The organism is Brevibacillus sp. HB1.4B, from assembly GCF_013284285.1.
In the GTDB taxonomy this organism is placed as follows: domain Bacteria; phylum Bacillota; class Bacilli; order Brevibacillales; family Brevibacillaceae; genus Brevibacillus; species Brevibacillus porteri.
Genome location: NZ_JABSUT010000032.1, coordinates 1 through 1,027 on the forward strand (window position 1 = coordinate 1; position 1,027 = coordinate 1,027).

At 37.4% G+C, this 1,027-nt stretch carries 1 pseudogene; it reads right to left on the minus strand.

What is annotated here, in order from left to right:
• Positions 1-35: 35 nt before the first annotated feature.
• Positions 36-1,027 (minus strand): annotated as a pseudogene (locus HP398_RS30560) (IS3 family transposase); the annotation flags it as partial.

Genomic DNA, 1,027 nt, shown 5'->3' on the forward strand with positions numbered 1-1,027 from the left:
TGAAATGACCCCATAAAGTTGGACACGTATTATATTTAAGCAATATGAAGGGTTTGAGTTCGGTATTGTACTGGACTCAAGCCTTTTAATTTTGTCTTGATTCGCTTGCAGTTATAGTAGTCGATATATTTCGCTAACTCGCGTTTAAAATGCTCAACACTTTCAAACTGCTGTGTATATAAAAATTCCGATTTTAAAATGCCAAAAAAACTCTCCATCACAGCATTGTCATAACAGTTCCCTTTTCGTGACATACTCTGTGTGATTTTCTTTTCCTTTAATGCCTGTTGGTACTTGCCCATTTGGTAATGCCATCCTTGATCCGTATGGATCAAGAGATTATCTTTGTCGGTTAGGCGCTTAAAGGCATCTTCCAACATGTTAGAAACAAGGGAGTATCTTGGTCTCGAATCAATTGTATAAGCGATAATTTCTCCGTTAAACAAATCCAGCATCGGTGATAAATATAGCTTTTCACCAAACAATTTAAACTCCGTAATATCTGTTACCCACTTCTCATTTGGTTTTCCTGCTTGAAAGTTACGGTCTAAAATATTTCGGGCAACTTTTCCGATTTTCCCCTTATAGGAGCGATATTTTTTCATCCGAACAATGCTTTTTAGGCCCATTTCATTCATTAATCGCTGTACTTTTTTGTGATTAACCTGGTGTCCGAGATTTCTCAGCTCGTCCCTTATGCGACGATATCCGTAGCGTCCTTGATGTTCATGGTAAATAGCTTGAATCATTGCCTTTACTTCGGCATGTTTGTCTTGAGAACCGAAGGTTTTTACATAGTAATAATAGGTGCTGCGTGGAATACCTGCGAATTTAAGTAACGTTTTTATAGGAAATTCAGTCCTTAGTTCAAATACTACTTGCGCCTTGTCTTGCTTTGTAACTTTTCCTTGTTTTGAACTAAGGTATTCAACTTTTTTAAGTAAGCATTCTCCATACGTAAACGCTCTACTTCTGCTTGTAATGCCTCAACTGATCCTTCCATGGGTGTTGCTTTCTTATTTTCCTT